This window comes from Arthrobacter globiformis, from assembly GCF_030815865.1.
GTDB lineage: Bacteria > Actinomycetota > Actinomycetes > Actinomycetales > Micrococcaceae > Arthrobacter > Arthrobacter globiformis_B.
On record NZ_JAUSXI010000001.1, the window covers coordinates 4,644,367 to 4,666,686 of the forward strand.

17 protein-coding genes and 1 pseudogene are annotated in these 22,320 nt (G+C 67.6%); 5 read left to right on the forward strand and 13 right to left on the reverse strand.

Going from position 1 to position 22,320, the window contains the following annotated elements; genetic code table 11:
• Positions 1-67 precede the first annotated feature (67 nt).
• From QFZ33_RS21675 to QFZ33_RS21685, 3 genes are all read left to right on the forward strand, one after another.
• The gene (locus QFZ33_RS21675) at positions 68-1,645 is read left to right on the forward strand and encodes a molybdopterin-dependent oxidoreductase (protein WP_307030860.1); all 1,578 of its coding nucleotides are present in this window, start codon (positions 68-70) and stop codon (positions 1,643-1,645) included.
• Between the two features lie 96 nt (positions 1,646-1,741).
• Positions 1,742-2,758 (forward strand): asparaginase, encoded by a 1,017-nt coding sequence (locus QFZ33_RS21680; RefSeq protein WP_307030862.1) that lies wholly within the window; start codon positions 1,742-1,744, stop codon positions 2,756-2,758.
• 29 nt (positions 2,759-2,787) lie between these two features.
• Positions 2,788-3,189: a sterol carrier family protein gene (locus tag QFZ33_RS21685; protein WP_307030864.1), complete on the forward strand. Its 402-nt coding sequence runs from the start codon at positions 2,788-2,790 to the stop codon at positions 3,187-3,189.
• Between the two features lie 149 nt (positions 3,190-3,338).
• On the opposite strand, the pseudogene QFZ33_RS21690 reads toward QFZ33_RS21685, so the two are convergent.
• The 5 genes and pseudogenes from QFZ33_RS21690 to QFZ33_RS21710 form a co-directional block, all read right to left on the reverse strand.
• Positions 3,339-4,821, reverse strand: a pseudogene (locus QFZ33_RS21690) (cation:dicarboxylate symporter family transporter).
• 192 nt (positions 4,822-5,013) lie between these two features.
• Positions 5,014-5,199: a hypothetical protein gene (locus QFZ33_RS21695; RefSeq protein ID WP_307030867.1), complete on the reverse strand. Its 186-nt coding sequence runs from the start codon at positions 5,197-5,199 to the stop codon at positions 5,014-5,016.
• A gap of 270 nt (positions 5,200-5,469) precedes the next feature.
• Complete coding sequence (locus QFZ33_RS21700) at positions 5,470-6,231, reverse strand: SDR family oxidoreductase (protein ID WP_307030869.1); 762 nt, start codon at positions 6,229-6,231, stop codon at positions 5,470-5,472.
• A 27-nt stretch (positions 6,232-6,258) separates the two neighbouring features.
• The gene (locus tag QFZ33_RS21705; protein WP_307030871.1) at positions 6,259-7,002 is read right to left on the reverse strand and encodes an aspartate/glutamate racemase family protein; all 744 of its coding nucleotides are present in this window, start codon (positions 7,000-7,002) and stop codon (positions 6,259-6,261) included.
• A 101-nt stretch (positions 7,003-7,103) separates the two neighbouring features.
• Positions 7,104-8,669: an NCS1 family nucleobase:cation symporter-1 gene (locus QFZ33_RS21710; protein WP_307030873.1), complete on the reverse strand. Its 1,566-nt coding sequence runs from the start codon at positions 8,667-8,669 to the stop codon at positions 7,104-7,106.
• A 328-nt stretch (positions 8,670-8,997) separates the two neighbouring features.
• Here QFZ33_RS21710 and aceE point away from each other — a divergent pair, with 328 nt between their 5' ends.
• Positions 8,998-11,751: a pyruvate dehydrogenase (acetyl-transferring), homodimeric type gene (aceE, locus tag QFZ33_RS21715; protein WP_307030875.1), complete on the forward strand. Its 2,754-nt coding sequence runs from the start codon at positions 8,998-9,000 to the stop codon at positions 11,749-11,751.
• A 214-nt stretch (positions 11,752-11,965) separates the two neighbouring features.
• Here the strand turns inward: aceE and QFZ33_RS21720 are convergent, their stop codons facing one another.
• Positions 11,966-12,151, reverse strand: a complete 186-nt coding sequence (locus QFZ33_RS21720) for a YegP family protein (RefSeq protein ID WP_102974445.1) — start codon at positions 12,149-12,151, stop codon at positions 11,966-11,968.
• 141 nt (positions 12,152-12,292) lie between these two features.
• Between QFZ33_RS21720 and nboR the strand changes: the two genes are divergently transcribed.
• Positions 12,293-12,898, forward strand: a complete 606-nt coding sequence (gene nboR, locus QFZ33_RS21725; protein WP_307030878.1) for a nicotine blue oxidoreductase — start codon at positions 12,293-12,295, stop codon at positions 12,896-12,898.
• A 20-nt stretch (positions 12,899-12,918) separates the two neighbouring features.
• Here nboR and QFZ33_RS21730 read toward each other — a convergent pair whose 3' ends face one another.
• The 7 genes from QFZ33_RS21730 to QFZ33_RS21760 form a co-directional block, all read right to left on the reverse strand.
• Positions 12,919-13,569, reverse strand: coding sequence for a uracil-DNA glycosylase (locus tag QFZ33_RS21730; protein WP_307030879.1), 651 nt, complete (start codon positions 13,567-13,569; stop codon positions 12,919-12,921).
• An 83-nt stretch (positions 13,570-13,652) separates the two neighbouring features.
• On the reverse strand, positions 13,653-14,633 hold the full coding sequence (locus QFZ33_RS21735) for an aldo/keto reductase (protein WP_307030881.1): 981 nt from the start codon (positions 14,631-14,633) through the stop codon (positions 13,653-13,655).
• Positions 14,634-14,690: 57 nt separating this feature from the next.
• Positions 14,691-17,582 carry a molybdopterin-dependent oxidoreductase gene (locus QFZ33_RS21740; protein WP_307030883.1) on the reverse strand — a complete coding sequence of 964 codons (2,892 nt, stop codon included), beginning with the start codon at positions 17,580-17,582 and terminating at the stop codon, positions 14,691-14,693.
• 2 nt (positions 17,583-17,584) lie between these two features.
• Positions 17,585-18,529: an FAD binding domain-containing protein gene (locus QFZ33_RS21745; protein WP_307030884.1), complete on the reverse strand. Its 945-nt coding sequence runs from the start codon at positions 18,527-18,529 to the stop codon at positions 17,585-17,587.
• Complete coding sequence (locus tag QFZ33_RS21750) at positions 18,520-19,941, reverse strand: XdhC family protein (RefSeq protein ID WP_307030885.1); 1,422 nt, start codon at positions 19,939-19,941, stop codon at positions 18,520-18,522. Before QFZ33_RS21750 ends, QFZ33_RS21745 begins: the two co-directional genes overlap by 10 nt.
• Before the next feature lie 179 nt (positions 19,942-20,120).
• The gene (locus QFZ33_RS21755; protein ID WP_307031946.1) at positions 20,121-21,677 is read right to left on the reverse strand and encodes an NCS2 family permease; all 1,557 of its coding nucleotides are present in this window, start codon (positions 21,675-21,677) and stop codon (positions 20,121-20,123) included.
• A 15-nt stretch (positions 21,678-21,692) separates the two neighbouring features.
• Complete coding sequence (locus QFZ33_RS21760; RefSeq protein ID WP_003806330.1) at positions 21,693-22,187, reverse strand: nucleoside deaminase; 495 nt, start codon at positions 22,185-22,187, stop codon at positions 21,693-21,695.
• Positions 22,188-22,320 lie beyond the last annotated feature (133 nt).

The window sequence follows — 22,320 nt, forward strand, 5'->3', positions numbered from 1 at the left end:
CGCCTGTGACCTGCCCTCAGCTGTGACCGGCGGCAATCCGGGCGGCCCGCCGCTACGAACCAATGTCATGAAGAAGCTCATGAGGTGGTTGAGGGGACCAGCCGCGTTGGCGGCCCTTGCAGGGGTGGCCGCCGCCGCCGTCGTACTTTCCGTTGCGGAACTGGCGGGGGCGTTCTTTACCGCCCGCGCCACTCCCCTGTTTGCCCTGGGTTCGACGTTCATCGACTTCACGCCGCCACGGCTGAAGGACTTCGCGATTGCGACGTTCGGCACCAATGACAAAGCCGCGCTCTTCGCCGGGATGGGCCTGACAATTTTCGTGCTGGCGTGCGTGCTGGGCGTGGTGGCGTACCGGAGATGGGTGCTGGGCGCGGCCGGCGTGCTGTTCATGGGCGCGGTGATCGTGGCCAGCGTGGTGACCCGCGCGGGCGTCAGGCCGCTGGACGCCGTGCCCTCGCTCCTCGGAACCGTGGCCGGGCTGGTCGTGCTGCGGTTGCTGGTCTCGCGGCTGTGGCGGCTGCAGGTCTTTCCGGATGCTCCCGCCGATGTGGCGGCCAAGGCGCCGGAGCGCCCGGCCACCTCCCGGCGGGCCTTCTTCGCGGCCACCGGCCTCACGGCGGCCGCCGCGGGCATCGCGGCCACCGGGGGCCGGCTGCTCAGCGCGGCGCGCAGCAATGTGGCCCAGGCGAGGGAGTCCCTCCGGCTGCCGGCGCCGGGCCGGCCCGCAACCGCCGTGCCCGCCGGAGTACAGTCGGCCACGCCGGGCGTGACGCCGTGGCTGACGCCCGGCAAGGACTTCTACCGGATTGACACCGCCCTCAGCGTCCCGGAGATCAAGGCGGAGGAGTGGGAACTGCGCGTGCACGGGCTGGTGGAGGAGGAGGTCCGGCTCACCTTCCAGGACCTCCTCGACGCCGACCTGATCGAGTCCCACGTGACCCTCACCTGCGTCTCCAATCCGGTGGGCGGCAACCTCGCCGGCAACGCCAAGTGGCTGGGGCTCCCCATCCGCGAGGTGCTCAAGCGGGCCAGGCCCACCGCCGGCGCGGACATGGTGCTCTCCACCTCCATCGACGGGTTCAGCGCCTCCACGCCTCTGGAGGTCCTGCAGGACGGCCGCGACGCCATGCTCGCCATCGGCATGAACGGCGAGCCACTGCCGCTGGAACATGGCTATCCCGTGCGCATGGTGGTGCCGGGACTCTACGGGTTCGTGTCCGCCACGAAGTGGGTGGTGGACCTGGAGGTGACCCGCTTCGCCGACAGCAAGGCCTACTGGACCCAGCGCGGCTGGTCGGAGCGCGGCCCCATCAAGACGATGGCCCGGGTGGAGGTGCCCAAATCCTTCGCCGTGGTGCCGGCCGGGAAGGTAGCCATCGGAGGCACCGCGTGGGCGCAGACCAGGGGCATCACCAAGGTGGAGGTGCAAATCGACGGCGGCGACTGGGCCGCAGCCGTTCTCTCGGACGAGGCCTCCGTTGATACATGGCGGCAGTGGTCCTTCGCCTGGGACGCTCAGCCCGGCTCGCACTACATCAAGGTGCGCGCCACGGACGGGACCGGCGAGGTGCAGACGGAGAAGCGCGCCGATCCCGTGCCCGACGGCGCCTCCGGCTGGCAGTCGGTCATGGTCACCGTTGAGTAGGCGGTCCTGTCACTGGGCGTCTTGCCGTTGTAAAAGCCGGCCGGCCGCCCCTGACGGCTCCCGGAGAATGCCGCTGCCGCACCATAGACTGGGCCCATGGCCCTAACTTCGCACGCCACGTTCACTGTGGATTCCGCCGTCGAACTCGCAGTGGTTGAACGAAGCGGATTCGTGGAGTCGCGCCATATCGGGGCGGCGGTGGTGCTCGCCGCGGACGGCCACGTGGTCACGCAGCTGGGCGACATCTCCACCCCCATCCTGGCCCGGTCCACGCTCAAGCCCCTGCAGGCGCTGGCGGCCATGCAGTCCGGTGTTCCTCTGCGTGGCGCCCAGGTGGCCCTCGCCTGCGCCAGCCACACCGGATCGCTCGACCACATGGACGTCGTGGAAGGCATGCTCAAGGCCGCGGGTGTTAAGGAGGACCAGCTGCAGTGCCCCGCCGCCTGGCCACAGGACGAGACGGCACGCACCTGGCTGACCAGGTCTGAGCGGGGCAAGTCCCGGCTGGCGTTCAACTGCTCGGGGAAGCATGCGGCTTTCCTGTGGGCCTGCACGGAAAACGGCTGGGACACGCACAGCTACCTGGAGCCCAACCACCCGCTGCAGCAGCGCATCCGCACCGTGATCGAGGAGTACTCCGGCGAGCAGATCGCACACCTGGGCATCGACGGCTGCGGCGCTCCGGTGGCCGCCATCTCGCTGACCGGCCTGGCCCGCGCCTACTCCCTGCTCGCCAAAGCCCCCTCCGACAAATCCGCCAACGCCCGCGCCGCCACCATCGCCACCTCCATGCTGGACTACCCCTGGGCGGTCCAGGGCAGGGGCGAGGCCAACACGGTCGTGATGGAGGAGCTGGACGTCATCGCCAAGATCGGCGCCGAGGGCATCCTGGTCATGGCCACCTCCCAGGGGGTCTCCGTGGCCCTCAAGATGCTCGACGGCAACCTGCGGGCCACCTCGCTGGTGGGCCTGACGCTGCTGGCGGCCTGCGGAGCCGTCGACATCCCGGGTGTGTCCAGCGTGCTCGAGAAGGTGGTGGAGCCGGTCCTCGGCGGTGGCCGTCCCGTGGGCAAGATCCGCCTGGGCCACGCTGTCTCGGCCCTGCTGGACTAACGTACTTTTGGCTTTTCAAGGAGGCACCGGTGGCAGTTGCGCGCCGCAGAATTGACCCGGCCAGCGGCAAAGCGGCCCTGATCGAATGGGCGGCAGGTGCCGTCCCGCCGTCGGACGCTGCTCCGGCGGTTCCGGCCGCTCCGGCCGTCCCCCGTTCGGTGATCGCGACGGCGGTCCGGTACTCGCTCGAGGAGGTCACCGCCCGCGCGCCCGGGAATTCGGTGGAGGTGCGGGTGCCTCCGTTCGGCGTCACCCAGTGCGTGGAGGGTCCGCGGCACACGCGCGGCACTCCCCCGAACGTCATCGAGTGCGACGCCGCCACCTGGCTTGCGATGGTGACCGGACGGCTGAGCTGGGCGGACGCCGTGGGCGCCGGACGCGTGGCCGCCTCCGGCCTGCGCGCGGACCTGTCAGCCCTGCTCCCGCTCTGAGCACTGCCAGCTTAAAGAGGCAGGATCCCGCCCCGGACTGAACTGCTCAGCCGGGACGGGATCCTGCCCTCATTCCTTTGGAGTTTTTGTACAGATATCGCGACTTCAAGGGCCTTCAGCGGACGATATCTGTACAAAAACTCCGTGCGCTATTCGTGGTTGATGGCTGCCGACGGCCTGCTCATCTGGAACTCCGGCATCTCACCGGGGTTCGGGCCGCCGCGGAACTTGGGCGAAGCCTGCCCGCCCCCGCTGATCCGTTCGAGTTCCTGCTCCTGGAAGTCCTCCTCCACGCCGAGCATGACCGCCGAATCATGGTTGGTGATCTCGCCGCGGAATGCCCGGACCATGACGCTGCGGTCAAACTGGCCCTCCCACTTGGAGACCACAAAAGTTGCCACGCAGTTGCCCAGCAGGTTGACCACCACGCGCATGGAGTCCATGAGCCGGTCGGCGCCAAGGAGCAGGGCGACGCCGGCCACCGGGAAGATTCCCAGCGCAGCTGCCGTGGCGGACAGTGCCAGGAAGGACGAGCCGGGAACGCCGGCCATGCCCTTGGAGGTCAGCAGCAGCACTCCGAGGGCGGCCAACTGCTGGCCGAGGTCCAGGTGGTGGCCGAAGGCCTGGGCGAGGAACAGCAGGGAGATGGACAGGTAGATCGCGGCTCCGTCCAGGTTGAAGGAGTAGCCCGTGGGCACCACCAGGCCGGTGGTGGCCCGGGAGCATCCGGCATTCGTCAGCTTGGTCATGATGCGAGGCATTACGGCCTCGGTGGACGCGGTGCCGAGGGCCAGCAGGAATTCCTCGCGGGTGTACTTGAGGAACTGCCACAGCGGAACCCGGGCGAAGCTCCAGGCCACGACGAACAGGAGCCCAATGAACACCACAGCCGCGCCATAGCAGGCGGCAATCAGCATGGCGTAGGTGCCGAGGGTGTCCAGCCCGTACTGGCCGATGATGAAGGCCATCGCCCCGAAAGCACCGATCGGCGCAACCTTCATGATCCAGGACATGATCTTGAAAACGAGTTCCAGGACCGTCTCCATGAGGCTGACAACCGGGAGGCACCGCTCGCGGCCGATGACGACGATCGCGGCGCCGAAGAACACGGAGAAGAAGAGGACCTGCAGCAGGCTGTTGTTGGCGAAGGCGCCGATGACGCTGGTGGGGATGACGTCCAGGATAAAGGCCGCTGCGTCCTTCGGCACGGCGTGGCCGGTCTTGGCGTCCACGGCTTCCTGGGACAGCGTGCTCGGGTCAATGTTCAGCCCGGCACCGGGCTGGACGATGTTGCCTACGATCAGGCCGAAGACCAGCGCGAAAAGCGTGGCCGCGGTGAAGTAGAGAAGGGCTTTGACTCCGACCCTTCCGACCGCCTTGACGTCGCCAACGGCCGAAATTCCCGTGACGATCACGAGAAAGATCAGCGGCGCAATGATCATCTTGATGAGCCTGGATGAAGCCGTCACCGAGCGGCCTCAGTTGAGCGCCTAGGTCCGGCGGCCAGAAATGCCCTATAAGAACACCCGCCACGACGGCGATCAGAATTTGGAAGAAGAGCGACCTATACAAGGGCTTCTTCTTCGACGGCACCGAACTCGCCTTCAGCGCCGCGGAATCTGGGATCTTCATTGATCTGTACCTATCAATTTGGGAACAGCCCCGGATCGGGGTCTGCTTCCAACGTAACCCCAGTCACACTATTCCGCAAGAGGAAATTCAGTTTTCACGATGCGGAACTCTGGGGCCGGTCACGATTGAGTTTTTTGTCCACTTATTGGGAGTTACAGCCCCCTCCAGCGGCCATTATCTGTCCAAAAACTCCTACTGCTGCCAGCCCTGCTTGCGCAGCGCCTGCCGCACCCGCGAAACGACCCAGTCCCGCCCATGGCCCATGTCGACGCTGTTGACTTTGACCTGCCGCCAGCCCGCGTCCGTCACGCGCTGGTCGCAGCAGGCGTCCAGCGCCTGTTGCTCGGGGGTCGGGTGATGGAGCCCCTGATACTCCATGCACGTCCGGAACCTCACGCACCCCAGGTCCGTCCAGACCGGCCTGTTGAGGACGTCATCCACACGGCAGTTCGGCGTGAACTCCGGAAGGCCGGCGTCGTCCAGCAGCAGGCGGAGCTTGCTTTCCGGCGGCGAGTCGGGCCTGAACTCCGCCCACGGCGGCAGCGGAACGCCGTGGACTTCCGCCGCGGTGACCAGGCTGGCGAAGATGTCCGCATCAAGTGCGGTGTGCGTCGGAAGGAAAGGAAGGCAGCTCGGGAGGAGAGAGCGTTAGCCGCGGCCTATGAAGGGCATTCCGGCGGCCGTGATGACCACTGAGCCCACGCTGGCCGACGCCGGCATCCCCGCCATCATCAGCACGGCCCGCGCAGCGTCCTCCACCGGGAACATCGGTTCCACCCTGCGGCTTCCGTCGGCCTGGAGCGCCCCCGTGCCGACCCCGATGGTGTCCATGATTTCCGTGGCCGTGTTGCCGATGTCGATCTGCCCGCAGGTGACGCCGAACTCCCTGCCATCCAGCTCAATACTCTTGGTCAGGCCCGTCATGGCGTGCTTGGTGACGGCATATGCCACGGTCCGCGGCCGGGGTGAGTGCGCGGAGATCGAGCCGTTGTTGATGATCCGCCCGCCCTGCGGCGACTGCGCCTTCATCGCCCGGACGGCCGCCCCAGCGCACAGCACCGAACCGGTCAGGTTCACGGCGACGGTGGCCTCCCAGTCCGCCAGGCTGATCTCGTCTACCGACGCCGCCGGGCCAAAGACGCCGGCGTTGTTGAACAGGACGTCCACCCGGCCCCAGCGCTGGAGGACGGCGGCGAAAAGGCGCTCGACGTCGTCGGGCACCGTGACATCGCACGGCACCGCAAGCGCCTCCGGATGGCCGTCGGCCGTTTCCAGGAGCTGCGGCTCACGGCGGCCCGCCAGGGCCACCCGGTAACCGTCCGCCAGCATCTGCCGGGCAACCGCCCGTCCGATGCCGGAACCGGCGCCGGTGACGACGGCGACCCGTCCCGGAGTGGGTGGAACGGTCATGCTGCTTCTCCTGAGTAGTTGGAAACCCTAGGCGCTGGCGGGAAGGTCATTCACCGCCAGCGGCCAGCCTATGACGGTCTTGGGCCGCGGCGTGGCGTACGTCCGCACCTTGGACGTGGAGAGCCGCATCCGGACCAAGGACTCCGCGATGGTCACTGCGGCCGCAACGCCGTCGACCACCGGCACTCCGGCGCGCTGCCGGATCTGTTCGTCCAAACCCGCCATGCCGCCGCAGCCGAGCACGATCACCTCGGCTTTGTCCTCCCGGACGGCGAGCAGCGCCTGGCTGATGATGGCCTCGACCGCCCGCTCCGGCTCCTCCTCCAGTTCCAGTACGGCCATGCCGCTGGCCCGCACGGAAGCGCAGCGGGCGTCGAGGCCGGCCAGCTTCAGCCGGTCCTCGATGAGCGGCACGGCACGGTCCAGTGTGGTGACCACGGAGTATTTGTGGCCCAGGAACATGGCCGTGCTGGCCGCCGCCTCGGTGATGTCGACGACGGGCACGTCCAGCAGCTCCTGCAGCCCCTCCCTGCCGTGCTCGCCGTACCCTGCCTGGATGACGGCGTCGAAGGGTTCGGGGTAGTTGACCACCCTGTCCATCACGGCGATCGCGGCCAGGTAGCTTTCAAAGTTGCCCTCGCAGGAGTCGGCTCCGAAGCGCGGCGTGATCCCGACGATCTCCGTGCCGGGCGCAGCGATGCTGCGTGCCTGCTCGGCGATGGAGTCGGTCATGGACTGGGTGGTGTTGACGTTCGCAACGAGTATGCGCATGGTGTCCTCCTCGATGGGTTTTGCCCAACTGACTCGCAGTTGTTGTCGTTTTGGGCGCTCAAAACGACATTAAGTGCGAGTCAGTTGGGTGGGATGGCTGCTTAGTGGGTGCTGGCGACGGCGATGGCCTCGCCGTCGGCGTCCTCGAAGCGTTGCTTGCGGTCGGCGATCACGTAGTAGCACAGTGCGCCGACGCCGGCACCGAAGAACCAGGCAAACGGCGCCGCCGCCGCAAAGACAGGGAGGAAAGCGACAAGGATGGCCAGGACGGCCGCCGGCACCAGCGCGATGATGGCCCTCGGATTGACGCCCCGCTTGTAGAAGTAGGCTCCGGCGGGGTCCTCGCTGTACAGCTCGGGGACGTTGACCCTTCCGCGGCGGAGCAGCCAGTAGTCGGCCATGACGACGCCGAACAGCGGCCCAAGGAGGGCGCCGAGTCCGCCAAGGAAGTAGACGATGACGAGGGGGTTGTTGTAGAGGTTCCACGGCAGGATGACCAGTCCGATGGTGCCGCTCACCCAGGCCGCCCGGCGAAAGTTGAGACGCTTGGGAAAGAGGTTGGTGAGGGCATAAACGGGGGCCACGAAGTTCGCCATGAGGTTGACCGCAATGGTCAGGATGAGGATCGCGAGGCAGGCCAGCACCAGGAACAGGGTGTTGGGAATGCTTTGGACGATCTGCGATGGCGTTTCGATGATGGTTCCGTTGATCTTGTACTGTCCGCCGGCCAGAACCACCACGATGGCACCGAACAGGAGCATGTTGATCGGGATGCCCCAGAAGTTGCCGCGGACGATGGACTTCTTGGACACGGCGGAGCGGGTGAAGTCGCAGAAGTTCAGGACGAAAGTTCCGTAGATGGACACCCAGAGGGCGCCGCCGGCGAACATGGTCCGCCACATCTCGCCGCCTTCGAGGCCCCGGATGCCGGTCCACTGGATCGAGCCGTGCGCCTCGACGAAGACCCAGACAGCCAGCAGGATCATCGTCAGCAGGATGACCGGACCGGCGAAGGCCTCGTACTTACGGATCATCTCCATGCCGAAGCTGACGATCACGAGCTGCACAATCCACAGCCCAACAAAGGAGATCCAGCCCAGCGTGGACAGGCCGAGGATGGAATTGGTGTCCAGGTCCTGAAGGGACGGGACCATGGCCACCAGCATCACCCGGAGCACCACCGAGGCAAGGAACGTCTGGATCCCGAACCACGCAACCGCCACCGCGCCGCGCAGCAGGCTAGCGAGCTGGGCACCGCGGATGCCGAAACTGATGCGGCTCATGACGGGAAACGGAACGCCCGTTTTCTGCCCCATGAAACCAGAGAAGCTGAGCAGTACGAAGAGGAAGACCGCGCCGATGGCCAGGGCCATCAGGATCTGCCAGCCCCCGAGGCCGAGGGAAAAGAGTCCGACGGCGAACGCGTAATTGCCGAGGCTGTGCACGTCGTTCGCCCAGAGGGTGAAGATGCTGTACGCCGTCCAGCGGCGCCCTTGCCGCTTGGTCGGTGCGAGGTCGGTGTTGTAGAGGGCCGGGCTGATGTCGCGGCCGGCGGCGGCGCTGGCCGTCTCGCACAGGGCGTCGACGCCGGAGGCGGGATGGACCGGCTGGCCCGACAACGGCGTCGGCCCGTCCGTTTCGACGCCGACTGAAGGGGTCGTCTGCATCTGGTTCTCCAGTTTCTGGGATTTTCGCGGTGGTGAGCCCTCGATCGGTCGATCGTGGATCGTCCGATTATCGCTGTTATTCCACATTGCGAAATAAACTTGTTGAATAGTGAAATCATCGTATGACCCACATCACTATCCGGTCAAGGTGCGCGCCAGCCCGGGGCGGTCACAATTCGCCCGTTGGCTCAACGACGAGCCAGCGCCACCAAGAGTGATATCGGCGTTTGACCTGAGTCCGACGCTCCGGATAATCTCGAAGAGCAAGAATGTTTTCTCATAATACGAAAACATGGGCCCAAACATTCAAAGATGAAACGAGGCTGCCGTGGCTGCAGGAGAAGATACCTCCCATATCCTCAGCGGGTTGACTAACCAGCTGCCTGATCGTGATCCGGAAGAGACCGCCGAGTGGGTTGAGTCCCTGGATGCGCTGATCAGGGAACAGGGCACGGAGCGTGCCCAATACATCATGCGCAGTCTCCTGCAGCGTGCCGGCGCGCAGAGCGTCGGGGTTCCGATGGTGACCACCACGGATTATGTGAACACGATCCCGGTGGACCAGGAAGCAGAGTTCCCGGGCAACGAGGAGTACGAGCGCCGGTACCGGGCGTACATGCGCTGGAACGCCGCGGTGATGGTGCACCGGGCGCAGCGGCCCGAGATCGGGGTGGGCGGACACATCTCCACCTACGCCGGCGCCGCGACCCTGTACGAGGTCGGGTTCAACCACTTCTTCCGCGGCAAGGACCACCCGGGCGGCGGGGACCAGGTGTTCTTCCAGGGCCACGCGTCCCCGGGCATGTACGCCCGCGCGTTCATGGAAGGCCGCCTCAGTGAGGAGGACCTGGACGGGTTCCGGCAGGAAAAGTCCAAGGAAGGCCACGCGCTCTCCTCCTACCCGCACCCGCGGCTGATGCCGCACTTCTGGGAATTCCCGACCGTCTCGATGGGCATCGGCCCGATGAACGCGATCTACCAGGCCCAGTCCAACCGGTACCTGCACAACCGGGGCCTGAAGGACACCGCCGACCAGCAGGTCTGGGCGTTCCTGGGCGACGGCGAAATGGACGAGCCCGAGTCCCGCGGCCTGCTCCAGCTCGCCGCGAACGAGAACCTGGACAACCTGAACTTCGTGATCAACTGCAACCTCCAGCGCCTGGACGGGCCGGTGCGCGGCAACGGCAAGATCATGCAGGAACTCGAGGCGTTCTTCCGCGGCGCGGGCTGGAACGTGATCAAGGTCGTCTGGGGCCGGGAATGGGATGACCTGCTCACCCGCGACGCCGACGGGTCGCTGGTGAAGATCATGAACGAAACCCCGGACGGGGACTACCAGACCTACAAGGCCGAATCCGGCGGGTTCGTCCGCGAACACTTCTTCGGCAAGGACCCCCACACCAAGGACCTCGTCGCCGACCTGACCGACGACGAGATCTGGAACCTCAAGCGCGGCGGGCACGACTACCGCAAGGTCTACGCCGCGTACAAGGCAGCGACCGAATTCAAGGGCAAACCCACCGTGATCCTGGCCAAAACGGTCAAGGGCTACGGACTGGGCCCGCACTTCGAAGGCCGCAACGCCACCCACCAGATGAAAAAACTCACCCTCGATGACCTGAAGGAATTCAGGGATTACCTGCGGATCCCAATTTCCGACGCCCAACTCGAAGACGATCCGTACCGTCCTCCGTACTACCACCCCGGCGCGGACGCTCCCGAGATTGCCTACCTCCTGGAGCGGCGAAAGGCACTGGGAGGTTCCGTCCCGGAGCGCCGCCCCAATCATGCGGCCGTTGAACTGCCCGAAGCCAAGACGTTTGAAGTCGCCAAGCGGGGCACCGGCAAGCAGCAGGCCGCCACCACCATGGCATTCGTCCGCCTGCTCAAGGACCTGCTCCGCGACAAGAAGTTCGGGCACCGGATAGTACCCATCGTGCCGGACGAATCACGGACCTTCGGCATGGACGCCTTCTTCCCGACCGCGAAGATCTACAACCCTGGCGGCCAGAACTACCTCTCCGTGGACCGGGACCTGGTCCTGGCCTACAAGGAATCCGCCCAGGGCCAGCTGATCCACCCCGGCATCAACGAAGCCGGCGCCGTGGCAGCCTTCACCGCCGCCGGCACCGCCTACGCCACCCACGGCGTTCCCCTGGTCCCGGTCTACGTGTTCTACTCCATGTTCGGCTTCCAGCGCACCGGCGACGCCTTCTGGGCCGCCGCCGACCAGATGACCCGCGGCTTCATCATCGGCGCCACTGCAGGACGGACCACCCTCACCGGCGAAGGACTCCAGCACGCCGACGGGCACTCCCCGCTGCTGGCCTCCACCAACCCCGCCGTGGTCACGTACGACCCCGCCTACGGCTACGAAATGGGCCACATCGTCCGGGACGGCCTCGAACGCATGTACGGACCCGATTCCAACGGAAACAACACGGACCGGAACCTCATGTACTACCTCACGGTCTACAACGAGCCCATCACCCAGCCCAGCGAACCCGAGAACCTCGACGTCAACGGTGTGCTGAAAGGCATTTACCGCGTGTCGGCGTCAGGCGTTGACGGACCGAAGAGCCAGATCCTCGCCTCCGGCGTCTCCGTCCCCTGGGCACTCGAAGCCCAGCGGATCCTCGCCGAAGACTGGGGCGTCTCCGCCGACGTCTGGTCCGTCACCTCCTGGAACGAACTGCGCCGCGACGGCCTCGCCGCCGAGGAAGAAGCCTTCCTCAACCCCGGCAAGGACGCCCGCCAGCCGTTCGTCAGCAAACAGCTCGAAGGTGCCCAGGGCCCCGTCGTAGCCGTCTCGGACTACATGAAGGCCGTCCCGGACCAGATCCGGCAGTTCGTCCCGAACGAGTTCGCCACCCTGGGCGCCGACGGCTTCGGCTTCTCCGACACCCGCGCCGCCGCCCGCCGCTTCTTCAAGAACGACACCCACTCCATCGTCGTCAAAACCCTCCAGCTGCTCGCGGCGAGGGGCGAGGTGCAGGAGGGCGCGCCGTCGTACGCGATGGACCGCTACAAACTCCTGGACGTCACCGCGGGAACAACAGGAGGAGCCGGCGGCGACTCCTGACCATCCACCCGTTGGTTGACCCTGTCGACACCGCCCGCTGGTTGAGCTTGGGCCCACGCCCGCAGGGTTCCCTGGCCGAGCTTGCGAGGCTAGGGTGCGGGTGGGGAGCGAAACCAGGGTTTCGACAAGCTCAACCAGCGGAGCTGGCACCACACAAAACGACGGCGGCCCTCACCTGATGGTAGGGGCCGCCGTCGGGCTTCTTTGGATTAGGTCAGGGACGCCTGCGGTCGACGACGAAGCCTGTTGCTGCGCTCTCCCGGACTGCCGTTATTCCGGCAGTGACGGCCTTGATATTGGAAAAGCTGGGCGAAACCGCAACCACGGTTCCGTCGTCGGCCGTCAGCCTGAACCGGTACTGCCCAGCGCCTGCTGTCTCGATTACGAATGTGCCTGCCATAGATGCTCCTTCCGACAACTGCACCGTTGCAGCCGCCATTACGACCCCCAATTGCCAACACGACATATCCGAGGTTAGCCGCCATTCACTGGACTAACCACCCCTACTACCGGGTAGTCTTGCGGCCCTAAGGTGGTGACCATGGCTTCCTTCGTTTCATCCACCACCGGTGTGTTGCTGGCGGCGGGTGCCGGCACCCGCTTGGGCCGCGGCCCGAAAGCCCTGCTTCCGTTCCGTTGCCGCACCCTCGTGGAGGTCCTGGCGGACGTGCTGCTCGACGGCGGCTGCCGGGAAGTTGTGGTGGTGCTCGGCGCGGGAGCCGGGGACGTCCGCGGGCGGACTGACCTGGCCCGGCACACCGTGGTAGAGAACCCGGCGTGGGCCGGAGGGATGGGCAGTTCGTTCCGGGTGGGGCTGGACAGTGCACGCCAGGAAGACCACGTACTGGTGGCGCTCGTGGACCAGCCGGGGCTGACGGCGGAGACTGTCGCCCGGCTCCTGCGGGCGCACCGGCCAGGCCGGGTGACGGCCGCCGCTTACGCCGATACGTCCGGGGAGCTCCGGCGCGGCCACCCACTGCTGCTCGACGCAACGCTGCGAGCGGAAGCCGCGGCGGCATCGGAAGGCGACGCCGGTGCCCGGCTTTTCCTGCAGACGCACCCGGAGCTGATCGACCTGGTGGACTGCACCGACCAGTCAGGCGGCGAGGACATCGACACACCTGACCAGCTGCACCTGCTGGGCTAGCTCGGCTCCGCTGCAGGAAGTTACTGAACCATCCCCGCCGCGAGAAGTTCCTGCAGTCCCTGTTTGAAGCGGGCTCTTCCGCCATGGGCAGGGTGCCTGATTTTCGGCACGTCCAGACCGCTGCGGCGGAAGCCTTGGTATGCAACGTTCCCCACGGCCACCACGGTTTCGATGGGAAAGATCCTAGTGAGGGCCTGCCAGAATGGGGCGCCCAGCGCCGCCTCCGCGGGTGTTGGCGTGCGGTTGGACAGCGGCTGTCCCGGCACATGCGTATGCCAGGGGCAGGCACTCCACAGCAAAGGAAGGAAGTCGAGCTCGGCCAGCACCTCCCACATCACCGTGGCCGTGGGCTCGGCGGCGACGCCGGCAGCCTCCGGCGGCAGCACGTACCCTTTCCCTGCCCCGAACAGCCCGAAGGAATTGGCCGAGCCCTGAAACATGGTGCGGTTGGTGAAGGGAACACCCGTGAGCCGCATGCCCCGGAAGCCCGGCGCCTCCCCCACCAGGAGCACCTTCGGTGCCCGCTCCAGCACGTCCCCGAGATACGCCGCCAGGTTCTGGCGGCGCAGGGCGTTAGCCGGAACCGAATGGTCGAAGAAGTTGTTGCAGCCCGGCGGAGTCTCCGTGGCGGCGAGCCGGTCAACGAAGTCTTCGATCGACGATGACCTCATGCACCCGCCTCCCCTCACCCGATTTACAGCAGGGCGGGGTCAGATATCGCCCCCTGGAAGCCGTAAGTGACGCCGCGTTGCTGTTACCAGCGGGGGTGGACAGCCTCGCGGAAGTAGTGGTCGTAGATCCAGTGCACGCCTTCGTCGAACTCCGGGCTGAGCACCGTGGCCGCGGCGGCCGCGTTGGCCCGGGCCTGCTCCACGGAACGGGCCCCGGGAATGACCGACGTGACGCCGTCTTGGGCGGCGACCCATGCGATGGCCGCCTGCGCGGTTCCCGAGCCCTCCGGTACCAGCTGTTCGAACTCGGCCACCGCCTTGATCCCCAGCTCGTAGTCCACTCCGGAGAAGGTTTCGCCGACGTCGAAGGCGTCGCCTGCGCGGTTGTAGTTGCGGTGGTCGTCCGCGGCGAAGACGGTTTCCTTGGTGTACTTCCCGGACAGCAGGCCGGAGGCGAGCGGAACCCGGGCGATGATGCCCACGCCGGCGGCCTTCGCAGCGGGGAGCACCTCCTCCAGCGGCTTGAGCCGGAAGGCGTTCAGGATGATCTGCACGGAGGCGGTGCCGTCGTGGCGCAGGGCTTCGAGTGCTTCATCGGTCCGCTCCACGCTGACGCCGTAGTTACGAATGGCACCCTCGGCCACGAGGGTGTCCAGGGCGTCGTACACCTCGGCCCGGCTGTACACAGCGGTGGGCGGGCAGTGCAGCTGGACCAGATCCAGGGCATCGGTCCGCAGGTTGCGGCGCGAACGGTCCACCCACTCGCGGAAGTTGGCGAGGTTGTAGTTCTCCGGGCGCTGCTCCAGCCGGCGGCCCATCTTCGTGGCCACCGTGATGCCCGTGCCCGGGTTGTCGGCGAGGAACGCCCCGATGGCCTGTTCGCTGCGGCCGTCCCCGTAGACGTCCGCCGTGTCGAAGAACGTCACGCCAGCCTCAGCAGACGCCGCGAGGATGGCCTGCGCCTGTGCCGGGTCAACGTTGCCCCAGTCCGCGCCGAGCTGCCAGGTTCCCAGTCCAACAACTGAAACGTTCCGTCCGGTCTTGCCTAAGATGCGCTGTTCCATCCCCCGACTATATGTTGCCGAGCCCACGCGGGCTCACTTGGCGCGCCCCGGCGCAGTTCATGGGGCGCAAAGTGACTCCGCGTTGCCTGGACCAGCGGGAACGCGGTCTGCGGCAACGCTGCCGGCCACGGGAATGTGCGCCGCAGGAACGAGTCCCGCCTCCTTCAGCCCGAGGTAGATCCTGTCCCGGGCGATCGGCAGCTCGGCGAACCGCACGCCGGTGGCATTCCGGATGGCGTTGGCCAGCGCGGGCGCCACGGGGTTGAACGGGCTTTCGCTCATGGACTTGGCCCCCAGCGGTCCCAGTGCATCGTTGGTGTCGGCGAAGTACACCTCGCTGCGCGGCACGTCGGCGAAGGACGGGATGTGGTACTGCCGGAGGATGTCCGTGGTGACCCGGCCGGCGTCGTCCACGCAGACCTCCTCGTAAAGGGCGGCACCCAGCGCCTGGGCAATCCCGCCCTCGATCTGGCCCCGGCACTGCCGCGGATTCACCACGACTCCGGCGTCGGCCGCCTGCACGCTCTGCAGGATCCGCAGCTCGCCGGTCCCGGTGTTCACGGCCACGCGGAAACCGTGGACGTTGAAGGCCACCGAACGCGGCGTTCCGCCCCAGCGGCCCTCGGCCTCAAGTTCGACGCCGGCCTGCCGGGCGGCGTCGAACAGTTCAGTAAGCGGCACCCTGTTTCCTTCGCAGACGACGGCGTCGCCGTCGAGCACGCATCCGGACGACTGGATCTGGCGGACGCCGGCGGCGAACGCCCGGATCCTCACGGCCAGTTCCTCGGCCGCGGCGAGCGTGGCTTTGCCGGCCACCACGGTGCCAGCCGAGCCGAACGCGCCGGTGTCGTGCTCGATCAGGTCCGTGTCGGACTGCCGGACCGCGACCCGAGAGGCCACGGTGGACAGCGCCGTCGCCGCGAGCTGTGCGTGCACCGTGGTGGTGCCGTTGCCGAATTCGGCGGTTCCGACGTCGGCGGCGTACGTTCCGTCGGCCAGGAGCCGGAGCTTCGAGTGGGCGAAGTGACCTCGCGGCGGCACGGTGTCGATCATGGACAGCGCCGCGCCCTCCCCCGTAACCCAGCCCGGCCCCAGGTCATCGAGGCCGGCAGCCCGGTAGCGTTCGCGGCCGCGTTCCAAGGCGTCCTGCACCAGGCGCGTGCACTGGTCCAGCCCGTAGCTGCCGTAGTGGACGTCCTCCTCCGGTTCGGAATGGGTGGACAGCATGTCGTCGCCCTCGCGGACCATGTTGCGGCGGCGGAACTCCAGCGGGTCCATGCCGATGCCGGCGGCCAGTTCATCGATAGCCGATTCGATGGCGAAGATCATCTGGCTGAGCCCGTAACCGCGGAACGCTCCGGAGGGCAGGGTGTTGGTGTAGACGGCGAGCGCGTCGACCTTCTTGTTGGCGCACTTGTAGACGGCAAGGGATTCGCCGCAGCCGTGGAACATGACTCCGGGGGCGTGGTTGCCGTAGGCGCCCGTGTTGGTGAGGACGTCCAGCTGCAGGGCCGTGAGCCTGCCGTCGCTGCTGGCGCCCGCCTTGAGCTTGATGGTGAACGGATGCCGCGTGGTGCTGGCGGTGAACTGCTCGGTCCGGGTGAACTCCAGCTGGACGGGGCGCCGCAGTTTCAGGGCTGCGAGGGCGGCGATGTCCTCAGTCAGGACCTCCTGCTTTCCGCCGAAGCCGCCGCCCACCCGGCCCGCCACCACGTGGACCTGGTCCTCCGGCAGCCCGAACACGCGGCAGAGCGTGCGGCGCACCAGGAACGGAACCTGGCTGGACGTGCGCACCTGCAGCCGTCCGTCGTCGTCCACCGAGGCGATGGAGGCGTGTGTTTCCAGCGCCACGTGCTGGACGCGCTGGGTCCGGTAGGTCTGCTCGTGGATGAAGTCCGCCGCCGCGAAGCCGTCACTGACGCTGCCAAGTTCGGTGTGCAGCCCGGCCACAATGTTCCGCTCGGGTTGGGCGATCCGCGCCGTGCCGGAATCCTTGTCCCCGTGCAGGGCGGGGGCACCGGGCCGGATGGCATCCTGCGGGGTGAACACCGCGGGCAGTTCCTCGTACTCAACGCGGACCGCGCGGACGCCCGCTTCCGCCGCACCCACCGACTCGGCGACGACGGCGGCCACCCGCTGGCCGCGGAACCTCACCGCCGTGTCCAGCAGCCGGGTGTCGTCGGGGTCGTCTGTGTAGAGCTCGTGCTGGGCGCTGGAATACAGCTGGGTGGGGGCGTCCTCGGCGGTGAGGACGGCCACCACTCCCGGCACCTCCATCGCGGCCGCGGTGTCGATGGACAGGACCCGGGCGTGTGCGTGCGGCGAGCGCACGAGCTTCAGGTGCAGCAGGCCGGGCAGTGCCTCGGCCGGGACATCCAGCGTGTAGCGGGCCTGGCCCGTGACCACCGCGCGGCCGGCGGGGGCCGGAACGTCGTCACCCAGCCGGCCGGGCTCCGGGGCAGGCTGCCCCTCGCCCGCGATCCCCGAACCGGGGCCTTCCGGGGCCGGGTGGCCTTCGTGGCCGCAGACGGCGTCCGCGATGGCGCGGTAACCGGTGCAGCGGCACAGGTTGCCCTTCAGGCTGCGCGGCAGGTTTTCTTTCTGGGCGCCGTCGAAGGTGGCCGCCGTCATCACCATGCCCGCCGTGCAGAAGCCGCACTGGAAGCCCTGGCGGTCCAGGAACTGCTGCTGCACCGGGTGCAGGTCCGCTCCCGGGCTCGTGGCTGCGAGGCCTTCGATGGTGGTGACGGCATGGCCTTCGGCGCGCACGGCCGGGTAGATGCAGCTGTGCACCGGGGTGCCGTCCACGTGCACGGTGCAGGCACCGCAGTCGCCGCCGTCGCAGCCCTTCTTCACGCCGAAGTTACCCTGCTCGCGGAGGAACGTGCGCAGGCACTGGCCTGGCCGGGGCTCCGCCTGCACCGGCGCGCCGTTGATTTCCATGGCCATGCTCAGGCCCCTCTCTTCGTCTGCCGGGTTGGCTGCGTCTGCCGGGCAGGCTGCTGTGTCATTTGCGGTGGCCAGAAGTCGCCGGACACTGCTGCCGGCGCTCCTGCCGGCATGCCGAGTTCGGCCCGAATTTCCTCTGCCAGGCGGTGCGTCATGTCGCGGCGCCACGCGGGCAGCCCGTGGATGTCGTCGTGGTAGAGGCCCTCCGGGATGGCGGCCTCGAGTTCCTCCGCCAGCTCCGGCGCGTCCGGCAGGGAGCCGAACCGCAGCTGCACGGGCCGCTTTGTGGCGGCGGTGACGGTGAGCGTGAACCGGCCGCCGCCGTCGAGCCTTCCGATCAGCAGCACCCCCGACCTGCCGAGGTTGCTCAGCGAGAGCCGGCGGAACGCCACCCGGGAGGACAGGGCCGACGCCGGGAGGCTGACGCTGCGGAGCAGCTCGGCGGGTGCCAGGACGTTTTGCCCGTCCCCGGTGATGAAGTCAGCCACCGGCAGCTCCCGCCGGGAGCCTCCCGGACCGAGGACCGTGGCCGTGCCGTCCAGTCCGGCGCACAGCGAAATCATGGGGCCGGCGGGCAGGGACGTGCACAAATTGCCGCCCACGGTGGACATGTTCCAGACCTTGAAGGACGCCACGAAGGAGTCGCAGCAGGGCCGGACCAGGTCTAGGCCAGGCCAGTCCCTCGTGCCCTCTTCTGCCAGCTTCTCCGGGAGCGCGTACAGTTCGGCGACGGTGCAGGTGGCGGCCAGCTCGATGCCGTTCGCGGTCTCGGTGACGGCTTGCCAGCCGGCCGAGCCGAGGTCCAGCAGGCGCCGCAGCGGCTCGGGACCGAAGGCCGTGCTGCCATAGGAAAAGAGGACGGTGCCGCCCGCGAGCCAGGCGTCGCCCTCCCGCCAGTCGGCGGGGTCGGTGGTGCGGACCACCGCCTCGATGGTGTTCATGTCCATGCGGTCTCCTGGGATGCCTGTTCTGTATTTGATGCCGGTGCTCTCCTGGCTGCCGGTTCTGCCTGGGGTGCTTGTTCCGGGCCGGCGCTCGCGCCGGCGGGCATCGAATGGATAGGGCCGGTGCCGTCCCGCAGCGGGGCGCAGGCGGCGGAACCGGTGCGGACCGCGATCAGCTCGGCGGTAATGGAGACCGCCACTTCCGCCGGTGTGACGGCACCAAGATCCAGTCCGATGGGCGAATGCAGCCGGGCCAGCCGCTCCGGAGCCACGCCGGCCTCGAGCAGTCCGTCGATGCGGTGCCGGTGGCTGCGGCGCGAGCCCATGGCGCCGACGAAGGCAACGTCCAGCCCGAGTGCTTCCTGCAGCAGCGGGATGTCGAACTTGGGGTCGTGGGTCAGGACGCAGATGACAGTGCGGGAGTCGATGCGCCCTGCCGCGGCTTCGGCGGCGAGATAGCGGTGCGGCCAGTCGGTGGCCACCTCGTCTGCCGTGGCGAAGCGCTCCTGCGCCGAGAACGCCGGCCGGGCATCGCACAGCGTGACGCGGTAGCCGAGCAGCTTGGCAGCCGGCACCAGGGCGGCGCCAAAGTCGTTGGCACCGAACACCAGCAGCCGCGCCTGTGGCAGGCGGCTCTCCACGAGCAGGGTCACCGGCTCGGGCGACGTCACCCCAGCCTCCGTACCGTGGGCGCCCCGGACAACGCCGCCACAGCCCTGCGGGGGCGCCAGCCGGACCAGTCCCGTCCGGCCGCCGCGCAGCAGCGGGTCGAGCTGGGCCGCGGCCGCGAGGAGTGCGTCCTGTCTGGCCCCAGCGTCCAGGCTCAGAGCGTCCAGGCCCAGCAGCGCTGCGAGCTCCGCCGATTCCGCTGTCTGGAAGCTCCCCGGATCAGGAACGACGACGACGGCGGGCGGCTGGGCGACCGCAACACCCATGTTCCCAGCAGCCCCCAATGTACTGCCAGACAGGGTTCTGCCAACCAGCGTTCTGCCGGTGACGGACCTGCCGGTCCCACTGTCGATGCGCCGGATCAGTGCCAGCGGCCGTTCGGGGTCCCCGCCGGCGAGCTCCCGGAGGACCCCGAGCCCGGCGGCACTGCCGTCCAGGGGCTGAATGTGGACCTCCAGCTCACCACCACAGGTGAGCCCGACGGCGAATGCGTCCTCGCTGCTGAAGCCGAACGCCTCAAGGCGGGTGCCGCCGTCGGCCATCACTTCCAGCGCCGAGGCAACCACGGCGCCCTCAACACAGCCGCCGGAGAGGCTGCCGAGGATCTCGCCCGACTCGGACACCAGCATGGAGGTCCCGGGCGGGCGCGGCACGGAGCCGCTGGCGGTGATGATGGTGGCGACGGCGCACCGTTCCCCGGAGGCCGCCGGGCGCCAGCCGGCCAGAGAAGGCATCAGATCCAGCATGGCAGCACTCCCTCTTCCCGTGCGATGGTGCCCATATTCTCGTTCCTATCCTTGGTAGTGGAAAGCGTACGACGCCGGTCCTGCCCGGCGACGCGCAAATGGTCCGGGGATGCGCGGATTCCGTATCGTCCGGCCATTTGCGCGTCGCGGGGCATTTTCCGCGTCCCTAAGCCCGGTCCCTAAGCTCCGAGCAGGGCGCTGACCGGACCCCGCGCGAAGTAGACCACGAAGCCCACGGTCACCACCCACATCAGGGGATGGATCTTCTTCGCCTTGCCGGAGGCTGCACCGATGACGGCCCAGCTCACGAAGCCCACGCCGATCCCGTTGGCAATCGAGTAGCTCAGCGGCATGGTGACGATCGTCAGGAAGGCCGGCAGCGCCACCGCGAACTTGGTGAACTTGATCTCGCGGATCTGCGCCATCATCATCGCGCCCACCACCACCAGGGCGGCGGCTGCCACCTCAAGCGGCACCACGCTGGTGAGCGGGGTGAGGAACATCGATCCCAGGAACAGCGCGCCGGTGACCACCGACGCAAGTCCCGTGCGCGCCCCCTCGCCGATTCCCGCAGCGGAGTCGATGTACACGGTGTTGGAGGAACCTGACGTGGCGCCGCCTACCACCGCGCCGACGCCTTCGACGATGAAGGCGGACTTGAGCCGGGGGAACGTGCCGTTCTTGTGCGCCACGCCCGCGCTTTTCGCGAGCCCGGTCATGGTCCCCATGGCGTCGAAGAAGTTGGTGAACACGAGCGTGAACACCAGCATGGTGGCAGCGAGTCCGCCGATTCGGCCGAAGGCGCCGAACAGGTCGAACTGCCCCACGAGGCCGAGGTCCGGCGCGGAGACCAGGTGGCCCGACAGCACCGGCGTGTTCAGGTGCCAGCCGCCGGGGTTGGCTTCGCTGGCGGGGCCGATGTGCAGGAACGCCTCGACGACGGCGGCGAGCGCCGTGGTGGCCACGATGCCGATGAGCAGGCCGCCCTGGACCTTCCGTGCCACCAGGATGCCCATCACCAGCAGGCCCACGATGAACACCATGGTGGGGATGGAGGTGATGGAGCCGTTGTCGCCGAGCTGAACCGGCGGGCCGCCGGTGGTGGCCTTGACGAAGCCAGAGTCCACGAAGCCGATGAAGGCGATGAACAGGCCGATGCCCACCGTGATGGCGGCCTTCAGCTCCTTGGGCACGGCCCGGAAAATCGCGGTCCGTGCGCCGGTGACGCCAAAAAGGACGATCAGGATGCCGTTGATGACCACCAGGCCCATGGCCTCAGCCCAGGTGACCTCCTGGATCACCGCCACGGCGAGGAAGGAGTTGATGCCCAGTCCCGCGGCCAGGCCGAACGGCAGGTTGGCGATCAGGCCGAACGCGATGGTCATTACGCCGGCCGTCAGCCCGGTGACTGCACCAACCTGCGCCGCCGAAAGCCAGCCGCCGGCGACGTCCGTGGGGGCGTTGTCCGCGCTGAATCCGCCGAGGATCAGCGGATTCAGGATGACGATGTAGGCCATCGTGAAGAAGGTGACCAGTCCGCCCCGCACCTCGCGGGCCACGGTGGAACCGCGCCGGGTGATGTGGAAGAAGCGGTCAAGGAACGAGTTCGACGCCGGGGGCCTGGGGCTGTTGCTCCGCTGGGCTTTGCCGGGTGCCGGGTTCTCTTCGGGTGCCGCTGTCTGCCCTGCGCCCGGAAGCGCAGCCTGCTGTTCAGCGGTATTGTCCAGGATTGTCATGTCAGCCACCGGGCCCTAGTAGTCAATCCTGGAGTCGAGCGTGTTCCAGGTGTTGAACGGTTCCAGGATGGCCGGGGCTTCGGGATGGCCCAGCTCGAGCTTGGAGACCGGCATCAGGGCGTGGCGGTCCTCGTTGTCGAAGTACTCGTAGAAGACGGCGTCGTCGAAGCCCACGGAGGCGGCGTCGTGCCGGTCCGCAGCGAAGACCACGCGGTCGATGCGGGCCCACAGCGCCGAAGCGAGGCACATGGGGCATGGCTCGCAGCTGCTGTAGAGGGTGGCTCCGCGGAGGTCGAAAGTGCCAAGCCCGCTGCACGCGCGGCGGATGGCCGTGACCTCGGCGTGGGCGGTGGGATCGTTGTCGGCGGTGACCCGGTTGACGCCGTCGAACGCCTGACCGTCGGCGGTGACGATCACGGCGCCGAACGGGCCGCCGCTGTTCAGGACGTTGGCGGTCGCCAACCGGATGGACCTGGCCAGGAATGCCTCGGCTGTGACGGTGGTACTCATGATGCGACTCCCTTTGCTGTGGAAGCCGGTACCCCGCGGGCGGAACGGAAAGGACCAGATGCGACGGTTACCAGGCTTCAGCATGTGCTTTTGAAGGTTAAGTTGCGCCTGGTAGATAGCTTCCCGGAGTCCG

Coding starts and splice junctions, on each gene's coding strand:
- QFZ33_RS21730 (WP_307030879.1), bottom strand. CDS start 13,569: ATGAGGTCATCGTCGATCGAAGACTTCGTTGACCGGCTCGCCGCCACG.
- nboR (WP_307030878.1), top strand. CDS start 12,293: ATGGCTTCCTTCGTTTCATCCACCACCGGTGTGTTGCTGGCGGCGGGT.
- QFZ33_RS21735 (WP_307030881.1), bottom strand. CDS start 14,633: ATGGAACAGCGCATCTTAGGCAAGACCGGACGGAACGTTTCAGTTGTT.
- QFZ33_RS21740 (WP_307030883.1), bottom strand. CDS start 17,582: ATGGCCATGGAAATCAACGGCGCGCCGGTGCAGGCGGAGCCCCGGCCA.
- QFZ33_RS21720 (WP_102974445.1), bottom strand. CDS start 12,151: ATGGCAGGCACATTCGTAATCGAGACAGCAGGCGCTGGGCAGTACCGG.
- QFZ33_RS21700 (WP_307030869.1), bottom strand. CDS start 6,231: ATGACCGTTCCACCCACTCCGGGACGGGTCGCCGTCGTCACCGGCGCC.
- QFZ33_RS21760 (WP_003806330.1), bottom strand. CDS start 22,187: ATGAGTACCACCGTCACAGCCGAGGCATTCCTGGCCAGGTCCATCCGG.
- QFZ33_RS21675 (WP_307030860.1), top strand. CDS start 68: ATGAAGAAGCTCATGAGGTGGTTGAGGGGACCAGCCGCGTTGGCGGCC.
- QFZ33_RS21745 (WP_307030884.1), bottom strand. CDS start 18,529: ATGGACATGAACACCATCGAGGCGGTGGTCCGCACCACCGACCCCGCC.
- QFZ33_RS21710 (WP_307030873.1), bottom strand. CDS start 8,669: ATGCAGACGACCCCTTCAGTCGGCGTCGAAACGGACGGGCCGACGCCG.
- QFZ33_RS21680 (WP_307030862.1), top strand. CDS start 1,742: ATGGCCCTAACTTCGCACGCCACGTTCACTGTGGATTCCGCCGTCGAA.
- QFZ33_RS21695 (WP_307030867.1), bottom strand. CDS start 5,199: ATGGAGTATCAGGGGCTCCATCACCCGACCCCCGAGCAACAGGCGCTG.
- QFZ33_RS21755 (WP_307031946.1), bottom strand. CDS start 21,677: ATGACAATCCTGGACAATACCGCTGAACAGCAGGCTGCGCTTCCGGGC.
- QFZ33_RS21705 (WP_307030871.1), bottom strand. CDS start 7,002: ATGCGCATACTCGTTGCGAACGTCAACACCACCCAGTCCATGACCGAC.
- QFZ33_RS21750 (WP_307030885.1), bottom strand. CDS start 19,941: ATGCTGGATCTGATGCCTTCTCTGGCCGGCTGGCGCCCGGCGGCCTCC.